This window comes from Pseudoalteromonas sp. PAB 2.2, assembly GCF_001938575.1.
Classification (GTDB): domain Bacteria; phylum Pseudomonadota; class Gammaproteobacteria; order Enterobacterales; family Alteromonadaceae; genus Pseudoalteromonas; species Pseudoalteromonas lipolytica.
Window position 1 is genome coordinate 597,050 of the sequence record NZ_LYPI01000007.1, and the last position, 17,614, is coordinate 614,663.

General features: G+C 41.5%; 18 protein-coding genes. 9 read left to right on the plus strand and 9 right to left on the minus strand.

Going from position 1 to position 17,614, the window contains the following annotated elements; translation table 11 throughout:
* Positions 1–9 precede the first annotated feature (9 nt).
* Positions 10–414, plus strand: a complete 405-nt coding sequence (locus tag BWD47_RS03065; RefSeq protein WP_065979164.1) for an NUDIX hydrolase — start codon at positions 10–12, stop codon at positions 412–414.
* Between the two features lie 10 nt (positions 415–424).
* Complete coding sequence (locus BWD47_RS03070; RefSeq protein ID WP_036972694.1) at positions 425–916, plus strand: GNAT family N-acetyltransferase; 492 nt, start codon at positions 425–427, stop codon at positions 914–916.
* Here BWD47_RS03070 and BWD47_RS03075 read toward each other — a convergent pair.
* From BWD47_RS03075 to BWD47_RS03085, 3 genes are read right to left on the minus strand one after another with little or no spacing between them, the layout of a single operon-like run.
* Positions 899–1,516, minus strand: coding sequence for a membrane integrity-associated transporter subunit PqiC (locus tag BWD47_RS03075; protein WP_065979166.1), 618 nt, complete (start codon positions 1,514–1,516; stop codon positions 899–901). The genes BWD47_RS03070 and BWD47_RS03075 overlap by 18 nt on opposite strands.
* Positions 1,516–3,171, minus strand: coding sequence for an intermembrane transport protein PqiB (pqiB, locus tag BWD47_RS03080; protein ID WP_036972689.1), 1,656 nt, complete (start codon positions 3,169–3,171; stop codon positions 1,516–1,518). Before pqiB ends, BWD47_RS03075 begins: the two co-directional genes overlap by 1 nt.
* Positions 3,168–4,406: a PqiA/YebS family transporter subunit gene (locus BWD47_RS03085; protein WP_074989155.1), complete on the minus strand. Its 1,239-nt coding sequence runs from the start codon at positions 4,404–4,406 to the stop codon at positions 3,168–3,170. The genes pqiB and BWD47_RS03085 overlap by 4 nt, the downstream gene beginning before the upstream one ends.
* 139 nt (positions 4,407–4,545) lie before the next feature.
* Here BWD47_RS03085 and BWD47_RS03090 point away from each other — a divergent pair, with 139 nt between their 5' ends.
* Positions 4,546–5,322: an ABC transporter substrate-binding protein gene (locus BWD47_RS03090; protein ID WP_230236346.1), complete on the plus strand. Its 777-nt coding sequence runs from the start codon at positions 4,546–4,548 to the stop codon at positions 5,320–5,322.
* Here BWD47_RS03090 and BWD47_RS03095 read toward each other — a convergent pair.
* A complete protein-coding gene (locus BWD47_RS03095; RefSeq protein WP_075593347.1) occupies positions 5,311–6,111 on the minus strand; it encodes a thioesterase family protein in 801 nt (266 codons plus the stop codon). The genes BWD47_RS03090 and BWD47_RS03095 overlap by 12 nt on opposite strands.
* Before the next feature lie 239 nt (positions 6,112–6,350).
* Between BWD47_RS03095 and dnaK the strand changes: the two genes are divergently transcribed.
* On the plus strand, positions 6,351–8,270 hold the full coding sequence (gene dnaK, locus BWD47_RS03100; RefSeq protein WP_065979170.1) for a molecular chaperone DnaK: 1,920 nt from the start codon (positions 6,351–6,353) through the stop codon (positions 8,268–8,270).
* Between the two features lie 192 nt (positions 8,271–8,462).
* On the plus strand, positions 8,463–9,599 hold the full coding sequence (dnaJ, locus tag BWD47_RS03105) for a molecular chaperone DnaJ (protein WP_036972987.1): 1,137 nt from the start codon (positions 8,463–8,465) through the stop codon (positions 9,597–9,599).
* Positions 9,600–9,658: 59 nt separating this feature from the next.
* Here the strand turns inward: dnaJ and BWD47_RS03110 are convergent, their stop codons facing one another.
* Together BWD47_RS03110 and BWD47_RS03115 are read right to left on the minus strand one after the other, a co-directional pair.
* On the minus strand, positions 9,659–10,789 hold the full coding sequence (locus BWD47_RS03110; protein ID WP_075593348.1) for an HlyD family secretion protein: 1,131 nt from the start codon (positions 10,787–10,789) through the stop codon (positions 9,659–9,661).
* Positions 10,790–10,792: 3 nt separating this feature from the next.
* Entirely contained in the window at positions 10,793–11,137 is a 345-nt protein-coding gene (locus BWD47_RS03115) for a DUF3302 domain-containing protein (RefSeq protein WP_036972677.1), read from the minus strand.
* A 480-nt stretch (positions 11,138–11,617) separates the two neighbouring features.
* Here BWD47_RS03115 and ybaK point away from each other — a divergent pair, with 480 nt between their 5' ends.
* From ybaK to BWD47_RS03130, 3 genes are all read left to right on the plus strand, one after another.
* A complete protein-coding gene (ybaK, locus tag BWD47_RS03120; RefSeq protein WP_075593349.1) occupies positions 11,618–12,079 on the plus strand; it encodes a Cys-tRNA(Pro) deacylase in 462 nt (153 codons plus the stop codon).
* Between the two features lie 118 nt (positions 12,080–12,197).
* Positions 12,198–12,680 carry a DUF3015 domain-containing protein gene (locus BWD47_RS03125; protein WP_075593350.1) on the plus strand — a complete coding sequence of 161 codons (483 nt, stop codon included), beginning with the start codon at positions 12,198–12,200 and terminating at the stop codon, positions 12,678–12,680.
* 45 nt (positions 12,681–12,725) lie between these two features.
* Positions 12,726–14,549, plus strand: a complete 1,824-nt coding sequence (locus tag BWD47_RS03130) for a DUF4105 domain-containing protein (RefSeq protein ID WP_075593351.1) — start codon at positions 12,726–12,728, stop codon at positions 14,547–14,549.
* Here BWD47_RS03130 and BWD47_RS03135 read toward each other — a convergent pair.
* The 3 genes from BWD47_RS03135 to BWD47_RS03145 all read right to left on the minus strand — a co-directional run bounded on the left by BWD47_RS03135 (position 14,546) and on the right by BWD47_RS03145 (position 16,701).
* Positions 14,546–15,802, minus strand: a complete 1,257-nt coding sequence (locus tag BWD47_RS03135; RefSeq protein ID WP_036972668.1) for a Y-family DNA polymerase — start codon at positions 15,800–15,802, stop codon at positions 14,546–14,548. The genes BWD47_RS03130 and BWD47_RS03135 overlap by 4 nt on opposite strands.
* Positions 15,790–16,203, minus strand: coding sequence for a LexA family transcriptional regulator (locus BWD47_RS03140; protein WP_036972666.1), 414 nt, complete (start codon positions 16,201–16,203; stop codon positions 15,790–15,792). Before BWD47_RS03140 ends, BWD47_RS03135 begins: the two co-directional genes overlap by 13 nt.
* A 63-nt stretch (positions 16,204–16,266) precedes the next feature.
* On the minus strand, positions 16,267–16,701 hold the full coding sequence (locus BWD47_RS03145; RefSeq protein ID WP_065979176.1) for a MarR family winged helix-turn-helix transcriptional regulator: 435 nt from the start codon (positions 16,699–16,701) through the stop codon (positions 16,267–16,269).
* A gap of 91 nt (positions 16,702–16,792) precedes the next feature.
* On the opposite strand from BWD47_RS03145, the gene BWD47_RS03150 reads away from it, so the two are divergent.
* Entirely contained in the window at positions 16,793–17,566 is a 774-nt protein-coding gene (locus BWD47_RS03150) for a siderophore-interacting protein (RefSeq protein WP_075593352.1), read from the plus strand.
* Positions 17,567–17,614 lie beyond the last annotated feature (48 nt).

Here is a 17,614-nt window from a genome sequence, read left to right on the forward strand (position 1 = left end):
AGGGTTTTTATGGCTTTTTCAGATACATACAGGTTAAGTAGTCATGCGGTGATCACGAATGATCAGGGCCAAGTATTATTACTTAAAGCAGACTATGGGCAAAAAAGTTGGGGATTACCGGGCGGTGCCTTAGACCAAGGTGAAACAATACATCAGGCTTTAGTGCGTGAATGTAAAGAAGAGCTCAACTGCGACATTCAAATTGGCTATCTGAGTGGGGTTTATTACCACACAGCATTTAACTCTCACGCATTTATATTTCGTGCCTATTTACCTGAAAATGCGGAGATTATGCTCAGTAGTGAACACACAGAATATGATTATTTTGATATAGACGCATTGTCGACCGTTCAGAAAAAGCGTGTTCTGGATTGTTTAAATTTTACATCAGATGTAGTCAGTAAAGTATTTTAAGGGAACTTAAATGTTTGATATCCATTTACGTGCTGGGCAACCGGGTGACGAGCAATTTATTCTCAGTCTTTTAAATCAACCCTCTTTTATCAAATACATCGGTGATAAGCAGATTAAAACGTTGGCACAAGCACAGCATTATATTCAACAGACCTTTATTAACAGCCACCAGCAGTTCGGTTTTGGCAGTTATGTTGTTTGTTTAGCGGATGGCACAGCGATAGGAATGGTGGGCTTGTTTCAGCGTGACGCACTGGCTATTCCAGATTTAGGGTTTGCTTTGTTAGCTGAGTATGAAGGGCAGGGAATTACCACCCGTGCGGCTGGTTTATTGTTAGCAAAAACGCACGTTAAGGCACTTGGAGTATTGGTGGCAATTACGTCACAAACAAATAGTGCATCGCAAAAAGTACTACAAAAACTCGGATTTGAGCAGGTGGGTGATGTCATTATTAATGACGATCACCAACCACTTACTTTACTTTTAAAGAGCAAGCTTTGAGAGTTCATCGCCTACTTGTTGATTCACTTTAAGCCACGTCGTCTCAAGTGTTGCAACGAGCCCTTCATAATCATTATCGTGTAAAGGTGTTAGCTCGTTAAAGTAGTTAACAGCCTTTATTTTTCGACCAGTCTCTGGTGTTGTGTAATATAAACGCCAAAGACCTGCGATATTTGCGTTACCTTTTTCGTCGCCATTAAAGTGATGAAGTTCGTATTCAAGCTCGTAGTAACGTTGTTGATCGACATCGGTAATAACCGGTAATCCTTTTATTACCATCCAGTTTGTCAGCTGTGTGTATAGTTGCAGATGCGCACTGGCTGTCAGCATTAAGTCAGGCGATTCACTCCACAGGTGATAATTTGCTGCGTTAACACGGTTATTATCGAGAACCATTGCAATACCGCGATTATTCAGTGCGCCTCGCAATTGAACGGTATTAACTCTTAGCTGAACGTGTGTATTGTCACTCGAACGCTGCATAGCCACGATTGGCTGCGAAAACTGATAATACTTGATGGTTGAGAATGACGTTTGGCTACAACCAACTAACAGTAATGCTGCGCCTAAACTAAATAAAGCGAGATGTTTATTGTTCATTATTGTTTCCTCGGAGTGGGATCAGCTGGGAGTTCTTTATCAAAAATCAGCATGTTAGGCTGTTGATTCAAACCTCGGGTAAGTGGCTGTAGCTCTTCACTTAAGCGCTTAAACTCTGACAAGGTTGTTTGTAATTGCTGGTGGAATGTTGAGCCTTGCTCATAACTTGCCATTGTTTTTTCGAACTGTTTCATGGTTTTATCAAATTGCTGCATGCTCTTGGTCATTTCAGCAAAGTTTCGATTAATATCACCGGGTAAATCTTGGGTATCTTGTTTATTAAGAAGATCCCGCATGTCATGAGCGAGCGCTTGGTATTCTGAAAAGGTCTCTTGCATTTGCGCTAAACTGTCTTCAATTTTTAAATTATTCACTTTATTAAGCACATCAGACACTTGGTCTGCAAGCACCGTGATACCACTCGATACACTCGGGAAAACAGTATACTCAGCAATCGTTGTGAGTTCTGCAGGCTTCGCGTTGTCGTAAATATCAAGATCAACGTACACCGCACCCGTTAGTAAGTTACCTGGTTTTAAGGAAGCGCGCAGACCATTTTTAATCCAGCCGTTGAGGCTTGAATGCCAAAACTCTCGTGCCGCTGCACTGTCATGATAAAGCCGCCCGTATTCAATTTTTATGAGCGCAGGAACGGCTGTGTTATCGGTTCGAAAGTGGGCAGGTTTACCGTTTATAATGACACTGGCGGGTGCCTCAACCACACTGCCTATTCGCATTCCTCTGTATTCAACGGGAGCGCCGGCTCTCAGGCCTCGAATTGATTGCTCAAAGTCTATTAAGTAGTAATCAAAATCATAAAAACGCTCTTCTAAAGCGGCTTTATAGCTATCACTTAACGAGAAGCTATGCCCATTGCTGGCTACTTCACCGGGGGCTTGCTGCTCTGGTCTACCGACAGAGATACCGCCTTTAAGCAGTTTACTTAAAGAGCCGGTGTTAACATTTATACCATCGGCAGAAAGGTCAATTTCAATGCCTGAGTTAACCCAAAAAATGGAGTTGAGTGTTATTAAGTTCTGGTACGGTTCGTTAATAAAAATACCGTATTTCATTGCCTGATTTTTCCAGTCAAATGTGGCTGTTTCTATTTGACCTATTTTATAATCTTTAAAATAGATGCCCGTACTCACATCAAGCACTTCAGCGTTGTAGCTCAGTAAAGTAAAACGTCCGCCTTTGACATCTTTGCCAATTAATGCCGGTTCTTCTTGTAACTCAAATTTTTCAGTGAGTTTTTTACTTTCGCCAGGAGAGAATTCTAAGTAAACGCCAGAAAGAAGCGTGCTCATGCCGCTGATACCCGTATCATCAATGCGCGGCTTTACAACCCAAATTTTGGCATCTTCGGTGAGTAAGTCTTCGTAATGTTTATCTATTTGAGCGCGAGCAATAACACTGTTCTGTTTGTCTGAGAGTCTAACATGATCGATTTGACCTATTTTTACACTGCGAACTTTAATCTCTGTTTTACCAGCTACAATCCCCTCCGCATGGGGCATTTTAATAAAGACGGTTGTCCCTTTATTTACTTGATATTGATATAACATCCATGCACCAATTAGCAAGGCAATAACGGGAATGATCCAAATTGCCGATATATTGGGCGCTGTTTTTATTTTAGCGGTTTCGCTCATACCAAGGTCTCTTGTTTCGCTGTTTTTAAGTTTTCAGGGTTATCCCACAATAGTCGTGGATCAAATGCATGGGCTGCTAACATTTGGCAGATCACCATGGTTGTAAAAAAGACGGTGCCGATACCGGGTGTCACTGACATTAAGTTTCCTAGTTGTACTAAGGCTACTAAAATAGCGACAACAAATACATCTATCATTGACCATTTACCAATAAACTCAGTTAATTGATAAATTCGAGTGTAACTTTTTGTTTGCCTATTCGCTGGCCGTGCCACCATAAAACATAAAAAACTCATTACCAATGCTTTAGCCAAAGGCACGACTACACTGGCTAAAAATATAATCATTGCAATAGGGTAGGAGCCACTGTTCCATAAAATCATCACACCGCCAATTAATGTCGACGGGGTTTCATCACCTAGGCTCGTTGTGTACATAATGGGAAAAATATTGGCAGGAATATAACACGCGATAGACGTTATCAACCAAGCTGCCGCTTTTTGAACACTATACGGGTTGCGAGTGAAGGTTTTAGACTCACAACGCACGCAAATATCTGTGTCTCCTAACTGACCACAAACATGGCATGCACGCAAGCCTTGATCGATGGCCCTGGTGTTAGGCTTTGTTTGTTCGATGTAAACTGGGGGTTTGATTTGTTGCCATAAAGCGTGCTTGTTGAGCTTTGCTATCGCACTTACGTAGCAGATAACAAAGGCGGCATACGAGTAAAAGCTGACACCAAATTCAATATCAGCCATCGACATTATTTTAACCATACTGACCATGACACCAATTAAGAAAATTTCAGACATGATCCAAGGTTCTAAAGCAAAGGTCATTTTTAACAGTCGTTTACCCCATAAATAGGGCAATGCCTTTAGTAACCCTAAGTGCAGAGGAATAATCAGTAAAAGTAAAAACATCGGTAAGCCGATGATGCTTACATCGATAAAGAGGCCTAGAAAGTCACTGTCGTAATTAAATAATATTCGCGCAGCATCAGGCAGCGTAATTGTTTGCGTTATGCCACTGCTGGTAAATGATAAGAATGGGTAAAACATACTGCTTAATAGCATCACAATGGCGCTTAAGCTCAGTGCAACAATGTGGCTATCTTGATTTGCTTGTGAAGATAACAGCTTTGTATTGCAATGCGGGCAGACTGCTAATTGTTTTGCTTTAAGGTCTGGGATCTCAATGACATGATCACAACTTGGGCATGCTGTTTGCAAACTAAGGGTCTCTTAAACAAGAACTTAGTTAATTCTGCATCAATTAAGGCTTAAATACAAATGCAGAATTGTTTTAAATAAGTTAATATATGTACAAATCTTGAGTGTATTTTATGCAATATGTTGTTTAAGGTGAGCGGTGAAGCAATTACTTTTCTTTTTAATGCTGTGTATTAATTTTAAAGCTTACTGCTTATCTTCTCAGCATACTGAGAAGGCGCTCGTGATTGCTGCAAGTGCCTATCTACCTCCTTATATGATGGAGCGTACCAACAGCGGTATTCAATTAGAAATAGTCAAAGCGGCACTTAAATCACAGGGCATCACTCAGCTTGATATCCACTACATGTCGAATAAGCGTATAGAGCAGCAGCTTATTCAAGGCAAAATAGACATCGCCCTAAATTTTCCTGCCACGGTACATGCTGACGTATATAAAAGTGAGGCATTGCTTTATTATCAAAATGTTGCGATTAGTCTAGCTGCCAGCGAGTTTACAATTAATAGCGTGTACGACCTGGCAGGTAAAAGTGTGTTGGCTTTTCAAAATGCGACAAACTTTATCGAACCGCCCTTTAAATCAATTACTCATATTTTACGCTCTTACGACGAAGTGATAAACCAAGAGGCACAGGTTGATCATTTAATGAAAGGCTGGGTCGATGTCATTATTCTAGAGCGTCGTGTGTTCTTATATTATCTAGAAAAATACAAGCAATCAGCCAAGCATCTTCCTTTTGTGGTCCACCCTATTTTCCAACGTGCGCCAAGACCCGCTTTTTTCAACAATAAGGCACTTAAAGAGACCTTTAATATTGGCCTTGGAAAAATAATTGATTCAGGCGAATATCAAGCGATTATTCGCCTTGATGGTACTGAGTACGCAAAGCTCAGCACGGATAAGTTAAGCAAATAAAGCGACAGTTTGGCGACTGAGTGCGATAAGCTTGCCATCTTCACGCCAAATGCAGCCATCTTCTAAGCCATAACCCCCTTTACTGTGATGGGTGATTGCTTCATACCCAACCCATGCATTAGGTGCAACTTCGGGCTCATCTAAAAATTCAATGTACCATGACATACTACTGGCAGGTGCAGGTTGCTTGAACATTTGTAATAATGTTGGCGGCCAGGCATCTGTTAGCGCAATAATATGTGCCTCAGCCATTTGTGAAGGCCCCTGTTTAAACTTCATCCAGCCACCAAGGTGTGAGGTATCGGCAGCAGAAAATGGCATATTACCATCTTGCAAACACAGCGATACGTGTTGGAAAAACGCAGGCATCATTCCTTCTTTATAAGGGAGGATGAATCGCTCATCTACCGGTTTGAGTTGCATTATTTTACTCACATCAACGCGTACCGCTGATTCTCGATTGGCTCCAAAGCAGGCTTGGGTAATCACGCATACGTCACCATTTTGAATGACTTTGGCAAGTACTTGTGCGCTGTTTTTACCTTCGCGCAATACCTCAACATCAATGGAAAAATCAGTATCAGCCAATAATGGCCCTACAAAGTTGGTGCTCAGTGATAATAAACGACGCGAGCTATCAATATGCTGACGCATAGCTTGATATAATAAAGCGGCCGATAACCCCCCAAACGCGGTACGACCCTGACACCAGTTTTCGGGGAATTGCATGACTTTGGTTTTATCTTTACCAAGCTCACTGGCTTTAGCGAGTAATTGTTCAAAATGCATAAATATCCTTAACATTTATTATTATGTCGTTGGTTATAGCACAGTAAAAGTCATCAGACCAGTTTGTTTGGCACGCCGTTTGGCTTAGAAACTGGCGGTTTTTGCGGAAAAAGTATGCATTTAGAAAATATTTCAAAAAAAAGTAAATTTTTTTCATTTTTATAGTTGAATTCAGTTTGCTGCACCCCTATTTACTAGTCATCGAACGTTTTAACGAATTTTGAAGTTGGAGAAGATTCATGGGTAGAATTATTGGAATCGATTTAGGTACTACTAACTCTTGTGTAGCAGTACTAGACGGTGATAAAGCACGCGTAATTGAAAACGCGGAAGGCGATCGCACAACACCATCGATCATTGCATACACGCAAGACGGTGAAACATTAGTTGGTCAACCTGCAAAACGCCAAGCAGTAACAAACCCAACTAACACATTATTTGCTATCAAGCGTCTAATTGGTCGTCGCTTTGAAGATGAAGAAGTGCAACGCGATATCGGCATCATGCCTTTTAAAATTGTAAAGGCTGATAACGGTGACGCATGGGTTGAAGCACGCGGTGAAAAACGTGCTGCACCACAAATATCTGCTGAAGTACTGAAGAAAATGAAGAAAACAGCAGAAGACTTCTTAGGCGAAGCGGTTACTGAAGCGGTAATCACTGTACCTGCTTACTTCAATGACTCACAACGTCAAGCAACGAAAGATGCGGGTCGTATCGCAGGTCTTGAAGTAAAACGTATCATCAATGAGCCAACAGCCGCTGCACTTGCATACGGTATGGACAAAAACAAAGGTGAAAACGTTGTTGCAGTTTACGACTTAGGTGGCGGTACTTTCGATATCTCAATCATCGAGATTGACGAAGTTGAAGGCGAGCACACATTTGAAGTACTTGCGACTAATGGTGACACACACCTAGGTGGTGAAGACTTTGATAACCGTGTAATCAACTACTTGGTTGAAGAGTTCAAGAAAGATCAAGGCATTGACCTTAAAAATGATCCTCTTGCGATGCAACGTGTTAAAGAAGCAGCTGAAAAAGCGAAGATTGAACTTTCTTCTGCACAGCAAACAGAAGTTAACTTACCGTATGTGACTGCTGACGCATCAGGTCCTAAGCACATGAACGTGAAAGTAACACGTGCAAAACTTGAGTCACTGGTTGAAGACTTAGTTACTAAGTCAATCGAGCCACTTAAGCGTGCACTTGCTGATGCTGATTTATCAGTTAGCGACATTAATGACATCATCCTTGTTGGTGGTCAAACACGTATGCCACTAGTGCAAAAAACGGTTGCTGAGTTCTTTGGTAAAGAACCACGTAAAGACGTTAACCCAGATGAAGCGGTTGCAGTAGGTGCAGCGATTCAAGGTGGTGTACTTGCAGGTGACGTAAAAGACGTACTACTTCTTGACGTATCTCCGTTATCACTTGGTATCGAGACGATGGGCCAAGTAATGACGGCGTTAATTGAGAAAAACACGACGATTCCTACTAAGAAATCACAAGTGTTCTCAACAGCGGAAGATAATCAATCTGCAGTAACGATTCACGTGTTACAAGGTGAGCGTAAGCGTGCTAGCGATAACAAATCACTAGGTCAATTTAACCTTGAAGGTATTCGTCCAGCGCAACGTGGTACACCACAAATTGAAGTTACTTTCGATGTTGATGCTGACGGTATCTTACACGTATCTGCGAAAGACAAAGATACAGGCAAAGAGCAGAAGATCACTATCCAAGCTTCTTCAGGTCTAAGCGATGAAGAAGTTGAAAAAATGGTACGTGATGCAGAAGCTCACGCTGAAGAAGACAAGAAATTCGAAGAGCTAGTCGCGACTCGTAACCAAGCGGATGCAATGGTTCACGGTACACGTAAGCAAATCGAAGAAGCAGGCGATGCATTACCTGCAGAAGATAAAGAAGCAATCGAAGCTGCAGTTTCAGAACTTGAAGCGGCGATTAAGAGTGACAAGAAAGAAGAGATCGAAGCGAAGACGCAAGCGCTTGCTGAAAAGTCACAAAAGCTTATGGAAATTGCACAAGCTAAAGCACAACAACAAGGTGGTGCTGACGCAGGTGCACAACAATCTTCTGCTAAGCAAGACGACGATGTTGTTGATGCAGAGTTCGAAGAAGTGAAAGACGACAAGTAATTGTTCGTACCGCTTCTGCCTAGCTTAAAAGAGGCTGCTTTATTAGGCCAATTAAGTTAGGATGAATGATTGAGGCGCGCCGGCGATTTCGCTTGACGCGCCTTTTGCATGTATATGGATGGTAAAGCGATACCCTTTATCGGTTTACTTTCATGCAGTGAAAACTGCAGTAAAAAGAGTAGTGTGATAGATATGTCAAAAAGCGATTATTATGAAGTTCTCGGCGTTAGCAAAGATGCCAGCGAACGAGACATCAAAAAAGCGTATAAGCGCTTAGCGATGAAATATCATCCAGACCGTACAGCAGGCGATAAAGAACTTGAAACGAAATTCAAGGAAGTAAAAGAAGCCTACGAAGTACTTACTGATGACCAAAAACGTCAAATGTATGACCAATATGGTCATGCTGCCTTTGAACAAGGTGGTGGCGGTCATGGCGGTGGCTTTGGTGGTGGTCACGGTGACTTTGGTGATATTTTTGGTGATGTGTTTGGTGATATTTTCGGTGGCGGTGGTCGTCGTCAATCTCGCCAACAGCGCGGTGCTGATTTACGTTACAACATGGACTTAAGCCTTGAAGAAGCTGTTCGTGGTAAAGATGTAGAAATTAAAGTACCGACATGGGTAAGTTGTAAACCGTGTGATGGTAGTGGCGCAAAAGCCGGCTCTAAACCAAAAACATGTACAACGTGTCATGGTGCAGGCCAAGTGCAAATGCGCCAAGGGTTTTTTGCTGTGCAGCAAACATGTCCTACCTGTCAGGGTACTGGTCAGATTATTTCTGATCCCTGTGATAGCTGTCATGGTCAAGGCCGCGTCGAAAAGACTAAAACATTATCAGTTAAAATCCCTGCGGGTGTAGATACGGGTGACCGTATTCGTCTTTCAGGTGAAGGTGAAGCGGGGATGCATGGTGCCCCTGCGGGTGATCTATATGTTCAAGTCTCTGTTCGTGAACACCCAATTTTCCAACGTGATGGCAATAACCTGTATTGTGAAGTACCAATTGGTTTCACAACGGCAGCATTAGGTGGTGAAATTGAAGTGCCGACGTTAGACGGTCGTGCCAAACTGAAGATCCCAGCAGAAAGCCAAACGGGTAAAATGTTCCGTATGCGTGGTAAAGGCGTTAAGTCTGTACGCAGTGGTGCTCAAGGTGACTTAATCTGTAAAGTAGTGATAGAAACGCCTGTTAATCTTAATGAACGTCAGCGTGAACTGCTTGAAGAACTTGAGCAAAGCATGGGTAAAGATGGTTCAAAAAATCGCCCAAAAGAAAAAGGTTTCTTTGACGGTGTGAAGAAATTCTTCGATGATTTAACTAAGTAATTTTAGTTAGCTGAATATAAAAATGGCGCTTACTTGTAAGCGCCTTTTTTATGCTTGTTTTAGTGATCTAAGAATAAATAGTTTTGCCAGCTTTTCATTCTGATTAACACTTTTCGCATAACAGAAACATGCTCAAAATGTTCTGAATACACGGCCACTTCGGTACTTGTGCCTTGTGGGAGATGATATTCACTCATATCGTCGGTAATTTTCAGTGTCACGATTGCCCGCCCTTCACGTGCAAAAAACTCACTGCCCATTAGCGTACCTTGTGCTTGAACTTGTCCTTCACCTATTGCTGGTAGTACATCAACGACTTCGCCAGCAAAGGTTTTGCCGGGAATGGCTTTAAAAATAAAGTCAGCTTTATAGCCAGGCTCTAATCTAAGTAATGAATTTTGTCTAAATGCGGCCACGTAACGAGTGTCTTCTTTGTGTACAAAGGTCATCACCGGGCGCAATGGCATAGGGACGGCAATCATCCCTGGGCGAAGAGTTAATTGGGTAACGTAACCGTCTGTCGGTGCATAAACACGAGTGCTATCAAGGTTAAACTGTGCTTGTTCTAAATGGGCCCTAGCTGCGGCTATTTTGGTTTGTTCACCATTAATTTCTGATTCGTACGCAAGCTTCTGACGTAACTCTTGTGCTTGTGACGCTTCGTAGTTTGCTTTCGCTGCGAGGTAGACTCCTAGTTTATTATCAACTTGGCCTTTTGAATAGGCACCGCTCTTTGCCCCTTTTTCATAGCGTTCGTATTCTTTTTTACTTCGCTCGAATTCTGCTTTACTCATAAGAGTACTTGCTTGTGCTGACTTATATGCGGCTTCTAACCCTAATACTGATTGCGTCGCATCTTGCAATCCAGCCATTGCCTCATTTAGTTTGGCTTTATATAAGGTGTTATCTAAGCGAAAGAGTAAATCACCTTTTTTAACCGGCTGATTTGCATTTACCGCAACCTCTTCAACTGTGCCTCTAACATTTGGAACAATGGGGGTGGTTACATAGACGCTGCTTGCCATGTTGGAGTGTGGATGATTGTAATTCATCAATAAAATGAGTGTGCCAATTAAAACGACACCGCCGAGTACAGCGGTTGGCACTGTCCATTTATTTAGGGGGATCTTGAATACTTTAAATATGCCAATACATAGTGCGGTATAAGATAGTATTAATAGTAAATCCATATTTTACTTCTCTTTATTATTCGATTGGGCGTTTATTTGTGCCTGTAATGCAGCGACAGTCGCTGACAAGCTAGCTACTTTTTCGGCAAGTTCTTCTTGTTCTTTTTGAATTTGGTTAAACCCCCAGCCTCTGTCGTCGCGCCATAAGGTTGCCCACACCCACAGCAAAGGCCATAACACATGCAGTGTAAACAAGCTAACCCAGCCAGCATAATGAATGGCATCTTGATGAGGGTGATTACGTTTTTTGGCAATCTCGTAGGGAATATCGTGGATGGCTATTACGCCATAAAATATTACTACAGTAACAAACACCAGCATAACTAGTGCAAAGTAGTCTAAAAACATGTACTTTCCTTCGTTCTTTCGTTAGTAGAATTTTATAATACGTTAAATTTTATTTTTTCCTAGTTTCTATTTTTATACAAAACATTAGTTTAGCACCACATAGTAGTCTGTATCGGCAAGACACCGACACAGAGTCACATCCTCTGAGAATGCGGTCTTTTGAATTTTTCCCTTATCAAGCCCTAGGGTATGGCACTTATTTTGACAGGCAATATACGCATTCCAAGCTGTGTATTCGTTACAGATAAAGTTTATGGTGCTTAGTAATGTAACGATAACTATGCACTGCTTTATAAGATAGAAGCAGGTGTGTTTCGACATGATACTGACCTTGCTTGGTGCTCATACCTTTAGTGTAGCGTATGCAGGAATTTTTATTGGTCATTAAAGAACGGTTTTTAATGTGTTTGCTTCTTTCTCTATAACAAACAGTTATGATACTTTTTAATGAAACAGCATTGGTTTTTTAAGGATTAATAGATGACACCTGCAATTAACTTACTCAAAAAAAAGGGAATTAAGTTTAATGTTCTTAGCTACGACCATGACCCCAATAACACACAATACGGTCTTGAAGCGGTTGAAAAGTTAGGCTTACCGGCAGAGCAAGTATTTAAAACGTTGGTACTTGAAGACAACGACAATCATCTGCTTGTTGCGGTGTTGCCAGTTATGCAGCAAGTAAACCTTAAAATGTTAGCCAAAGCGGCTGGTGTAAAAAGGGTGCAGATGGCTGCTCAGCAAAAAGTTGAAAATAGTACAGGTTATATTTTTGGAGGAGTAAGCCCGCTTGGTCAGAAAAAGCGACTTGCTACGTTTATCCACCATTGTGCATCAAACTGTGAGCTTATGTACGTGTCTGCAGGAAAACGTGGTTTAGAGGTTTCGATTGCTGTTCACGACCTCAGTCGCTTAACAGGGGGTAAGTTGGTTGATTTTTGAACATGCTTGTTGTTTTTTCTCTATTTTAGGTATTTTTTATTTGATATAGAGTGCATTCTGTATAAGCTTAATTTGCCTTATTAATGTTAATAACGGTTTATCTAAAAGGATTCAGGATATGAAAAAATTAATTGCTATTTCTGCACTTTCACTACTTCCTCTTTCAACTGCAATGGCCGACCAAGATATTGGTTGTGGTTTCGGTTCAATGTTATTTGCAGGTAAAGACGGTAAAGTTGTTAAAGTACTTGGTGCAACAACAAATGGTATTTCTGGTAACCAAACATTCGGTATTACATTTGGTACGCTAGGCTGTGATGGCACAGGCACAGTAACTGCATCAACGAAAGTTGCAACGTTTATTGATGGCAATATGGAACAACTTGCCCGTGATATGTCTCGCGGTGAAGGCGAAGCACTTGAAACACTTGCTGAAGTTTGGGGTGTAGAAAGCCAAGATAAAGCGGCATTCAATAAATTAGTTCAAGCACAGTTTTCGCATGTTTTCACATCAGAAAATGTGACATCTCAAATTGTACTTGAAAATCTAAATACACTTGTAGCAAATGATGCACAACTTGCATCTTACACTTTGTCTTAATTGACGTTTTTCTTTATAAAGCCCTTTACGGGCTTTTATTCTCTTATGCATAGACTTTTATTGCTCTGTTTAGTGCTCTTTAGCAGCGCTGTTTTTTCTAGTACGGTTACAAAAGATATCGCTTATAACCCTTACTGGCTTAAACTAGGACATTATAATCAGCAACGTTTTTCTTCGTATGAAAGTGAAGTAGACAGTAATGCGTTTTTCTTTTCGCCTGTAGGTAAGAGCGATCCTCATGCTGAGCTTATTGCCACGATAAAAGCATTTGAGTTGGCTGATAATAATGAGGCTCAATGTCGTTTTCCTGCTCGCTATAGGTGGCTGAAGGATCATTTTTTTCCGCAGTGGCCTGAACTCTTGTGCCCTGAGATAGATGTTTGGCAACAGCTTATAAACCCTAAAGGTATAACGTTGGTGTTTCCAACTGCGTTTATGAATGATCCCTCATCTATGTTTGGTCATACGTTACTGCGCATAGACGCAAGGGATCAAACTCGCAGTCGTGAACTAATAGCCTTTGCGGTAAATTTCGCTGCTGAACCAGATGCAACAGATAATGCGGCGCTTTACGCTTTAAAAGGCGTTATTGGTCAATACCCCGGTAAGTTCACCTTAATGCCTTACTATAGAAAGGTGCGTGAATATAATGATCTCGAATCGCGTGATATTTGGGAGTATCCGCTTAACTTATCGGAGCCAGAAATTCAGCGTATCTTGCTTCATTTATGGGAGATGCAGTGGGCTACATTTGATTATTTTTTTATTGATGAGAATTGCTCATATCAGCTATTAGCCTTGTTACAGCTAGCGCGTGATGATTTGTTTTTAACCTCGGAGTTTTCTACACACGCAATTCCCTCAGATACGGTTGCTGCATTAAAGCAATATGGGTTATTACAGCCCCCTAAATATCGCGCAGCGTCGGGCACCAAGTTACTTAATTATGAAAGCCAGTTAACCGATGAACAACTTGTCATGGCACAAGCGTTACGTGATGGAAAACCTTTGCATGATTTATCACTTTCGGCTAAAGATGCTGTGCCTGTAATCGAAATGGCCTATGAATGGCTTAATTATCAGTACTATGATCAAGGTCTTGCTCGCGACGAAATAGCCCCACGATTAACGCGACTTCTTCATCAACGAAGCCAATATCATGTTGTCTCACCCTTTGAGCCACCCCAAATACCGCGTGTTAGTCCCGAGCAGGGACATGGCTCTGCGCGTATTGGTGCTGTGGTTAGCCACTATGATAATAGCGCCAACCGTGTTGGCTTAAGTTATCGTGTTGCTTATCACGATTTATTAGATAATGCAGGGGGCTTTATACCCGGTGCCCAAATCAGCTTTTTTGATGTAGAGGCGAGTATCGATAACAACGAGCGCCTTTTTTTAGAGCGTTTATATGTGATAGATGCCATGTCTTTAGCGCCTGACAATCGACTTTTTGATTCTTGGTCTTGGAATGTCCGTGTTGGTTATGACCGCCAACCCACGTTTAAAAAACGAGCTGGTCGTAGCTTTATTCAAGGTGGGTACGGTAAATCATTTGGTGATGCCAACCATTTTCAAAGCTATATTTTAGCGTCGTCTTTGTTGCAAACAGGTTCGTTAATTGATTCGCTTTCATTTGCTTTAGGCAGCGAGGCCGGTGCTATATGGCAAGTGACAGAGTCACAAAAGTTAGCTTTATCAGGCCAAGCATTATGGCTGTTCAATGAGCCCCGCAGTGATAAGCACATTGAGTTTTCTGCGCATTGGCAAATTGCCTTAGCGCAAAATTGGGGATTCAGAAGCTCTTTTGTATACCAAGATTGGCAAGTATCAGAGCAGCAATTTAAACTACAGCTACTGCATTACTTTTAACAGTGTATTTTTGGCAAGTTATACCAGCGTGTTGTGTAATGGGGTGATAAATACTCTCGTTTCATATGCCAGTCAGCGCTAGACGTTTCACTGGCTATGGCTAATGTGCCGATGCCAAAGCGTGCATTTATTTTGTCTAAGCATTGCATTAACTTAGGGTTATCGATGGAGGCTTGAAATAAGTCGGGTTGTTGGAACATGTGGCTTGTAAGCTCTAGTGCGCCAACACCACATTTGTAAAAAAGCACATTGGGTTTGTATAACTGCTCGAATACCTCGCTAATTGCATTAGCAAATACACGGCTGTCGGCGGTGGCGATATTGAACTCATAAATATACGATTTTTTGTAGTAGCCTTGTTGGTGTGGTGAACTGGCGACAAATATCAGTAAACGTTGAGTCAGCGACCCTTGAGCGCGTAGTTTACGCGCTACAATAGCGCTGTGGTTAATCAATGCGGTTTTTAGCGTTATGGGATCTGTTACGCGCTCACCAAAGCTACGTGTTGAAAAAATTTCTTTTTTATCTTGGCGTACATCATCCCAGCTCAAACAGCGTTTGCCACATAGTTCATTAACGGTACGCTCAAGTACTACACTAAATAAGCGTTTCATTTTTCGGGGGTCTTGCTGTGCAAGATCAAGTGCGGTGTTAATGTTCATTAACTTTAGCTTTTTAGCTAACCGTTTTCCCACGCCCCATACATCTTGTATATCCATGGCGCGTAAAATATTGACCCGTGAAGACTCAGAATCTATGACGGCAACACCATCAAACCCCGGTAGTTTTTTGGCCGCGTGGTTTGCTGCCTTTGCAAGTGTTGCCGTAGGACCAAACCCTACGCCCACGGGCAGTTTTGTTTCACGCCAGACTGTACGTCGAATGGTATGCCCATAACGATACCAATCAGTTATGAGTGGATTAAAACCGTTAAAATTTAAAAAAGACTCATCAATCGAATAAATGTGTTGGTTATCACAAAAGCGACCTATCACATTCATCATACGCTCGCTTAAATCTGCGTAAAGCTCATAATTAGAAGAACGGATCACGACCTGATGATCAAAGAGGTATTGTTTAACTTGAAAATAAGGTTGAAATTTTGGGATAGCAAGCTTGCGAGCAATAGGGCACACAGCACAAATACAGCCATCGTTGTTAGTTAGAACCACAACGGGTTTACGACGAATCGACGGGTCAAAAACTTTTTCTGCACTGGCATAAAACGCCACTGCATCAACTAAGGCGTACATGATAGTAGTTCTTTGCTACTGCGGTGCATACGAATAGAGCGGGTAACAACACCTTCAAGTTGAAATTCATCAGAATCTCTTAACTGCACTGCGGGGTACTTGGCAGAGGCTGATAATAACTGTGCATTGTGTTTGTCGAGTAATTTACAAACAAATAAACCGTTTAAGTTTGCGACGATTACATCGCCATTTTTAACATCTTCAGCGCGATCTACAAGCAATAAGTCGCCATCAAAAATACCGACACCTTGCATTGATTCTCCCGACGCAATACCAATAAAAGTCGCATCGGGGTGCTTAATTAACAGCTGATCTAATGATAAGCCAAGTTCTTTGTATTGAGCCGCAGGTGATTCGAAACCACATACGCCTGCTTCAATATAAATAGGAATAACACGCATAAAAAAACCACTATACTGTACGTTTGTACAGTATAGTGGTTTATCGTAATCTTGCCAATGTGATTAACGGTCGATACGGTTAATATTTTCGATCATGATTGTGGCTGTTGAAATGAATTCGCTGATTTGTTGCTCTGTTAACCCTTGGCACAGAGTCTTGTCTACCTCTTGCTCGGCGACCTCTAGGCGTGAGAACAAAGCACTCCCTTGTTCTGTCAATGATAAAATTAAGCAGCGTTTATCATTTTCATCAGCGCATTTTGTAATTAATGCGAGTTTGAGTAGTTCTTTAATAAGCCGTGCTATTTGTGCTTTGTCACGGCCTGTTTTAGCGACTATATGATTAGCAGTACAGTGATTGGTTTCAGCAATAATGTGTAAACAGCGCACATGGAGGGCATTTAAACCTAATTCATTCGCGTTAATCGCATTACGTACTGTGACACGGTAGCTCTGCGCCAGTGTAAATAAAGCTGAAGAAAGTGATGTTTGTGACATGGTTTACCTAGTTAGTTGACAAAGTCAATTAAAAGTATATAGTTGATTATATCAACTAATGGGGCGGTGTAAAACTTTATAGGAGACAAACATGGCAAAAAAAGTTCGTCGTGCAAATGTATTAAATACCACGCGCATTTCGCCGCACTTACAACGGATCACGGTTGGTTCACCAGACTTTGTCGATTTTCCACTCGATGCGAAAGGCGCTTATGTAAAAGTGTTATTTCCGCATGCAGGTGAATACCACGTAGAACAAGATCTAAACGCTGAGCATCCTGCAATTATGCGCTCTTACACAATTCGTGATATTAACCCTGTAACACGTGCTATAACACTGGATTTTGTTATTAATCAACATCAGGGAACTGCGACAAATTGGGCAAAGAACGCATGTATTGGTGATGAAGTAGGGATTGCTGGGCCAGGTCCTAAAAAATTGACTGATTTTGAACAGGCTCAATATTTAATGCTTGCAGACCTCACATCTATCAATGCTATCAATGGTTATCTGCAAGTACTTCCAAGTAGTGCGCATGTTGATGTGCTCATTCATATTGAAGATAAAGACGATATTATTGAGCTTGAGCAAAACAAAGCGGCTATTAATCACAGTGTTCATTGGCTTGTCACCAATAAGCCAGAAACAGAACTTTTAGACCAAGTAGCACAATTATGTGGCGGGTATAACACCCAGCCTTTGGTTTTTATGGCGCTTGAAGCAAATCTTGTTAAAGAGATTAAACGCTTAGTAACCAGTCGTTTTTCTGTAGCGCGTGAGCACATTGTTGCATCTGCATACTGGAAACGTGGTATTGATGCTGATGGACTAAAAGTGGAAAAACAGCAACAAAGCCGTGCTTAATTAGCATTTGAAAAAAGCATATTCGCACTCATTATAACGTTATCAACC

Bases quoted from the DNA above. Each gene is read 5' to 3' on its own strand.
- pqiB (WP_036972689.1), bottom strand. From the start codon at position 3,171: ATGAGCGAAACCGCTAAAATAAAAACAGCGCCCAATATATCGGCAATT.
- BWD47_RS03150 (WP_075593352.1), top strand. From the start codon at position 16,793: ATGGCAAAAAAAGTTCGTCGTGCAAATGTATTAAATACCACGCGCATT.
- BWD47_RS03095 (WP_075593347.1), bottom strand. From the start codon at position 6,111: ATGCATTTTGAACAATTACTCGCTAAAGCCAGTGAGCTTGGTAAAGAT.
- BWD47_RS03065 (WP_065979164.1), top strand. From the start codon at position 10: ATGGCTTTTTCAGATACATACAGGTTAAGTAGTCATGCGGTGATCACG.
- BWD47_RS03125 (WP_075593350.1), top strand. From the start codon at position 12,198: ATGAAAAAATTAATTGCTATTTCTGCACTTTCACTACTTCCTCTTTCA.
- BWD47_RS03130 (WP_075593351.1), top strand. From the start codon at position 12,726: ATGCATAGACTTTTATTGCTCTGTTTAGTGCTCTTTAGCAGCGCTGTT.
- BWD47_RS03135 (WP_036972668.1), bottom strand. From the start codon at position 15,802: ATGTACGCCTTAGTTGATGCAGTGGCGTTTTATGCCAGTGCAGAAAAA.
- BWD47_RS03110 (WP_075593348.1), bottom strand. From the start codon at position 10,789: ATGGATTTACTATTAATACTATCTTATACCGCACTATGTATTGGCATA.
- ybaK (WP_075593349.1), top strand. From the start codon at position 11,618: ATGACACCTGCAATTAACTTACTCAAAAAAAAGGGAATTAAGTTTAAT.
- BWD47_RS03140 (WP_036972666.1), bottom strand. From the start codon at position 16,203: ATGCGTGTTATTCCTATTTATATTGAAGCAGGCGTATGTGGTTTCGAA.
- dnaK (WP_065979170.1), top strand. From the start codon at position 6,351: ATGGGTAGAATTATTGGAATCGATTTAGGTACTACTAACTCTTGTGTA.
- BWD47_RS03115 (WP_036972677.1), bottom strand. From the start codon at position 11,137: ATGTTTTTAGACTACTTTGCACTAGTTATGCTGGTGTTTGTTACTGTA.
- BWD47_RS03070 (WP_036972694.1), top strand. From the start codon at position 425: ATGTTTGATATCCATTTACGTGCTGGGCAACCGGGTGACGAGCAATTT.
- BWD47_RS03145 (WP_065979176.1), bottom strand. From the start codon at position 16,701: ATGTCACAAACATCACTTTCTTCAGCTTTATTTACACTGGCGCAGAGC.
- dnaJ (WP_036972987.1), top strand. From the start codon at position 8,463: ATGTCAAAAAGCGATTATTATGAAGTTCTCGGCGTTAGCAAAGATGCC.
- BWD47_RS03075 (WP_065979166.1), bottom strand. From the start codon at position 1,516: ATGAACAATAAACATCTCGCTTTATTTAGTTTAGGCGCAGCATTACTG.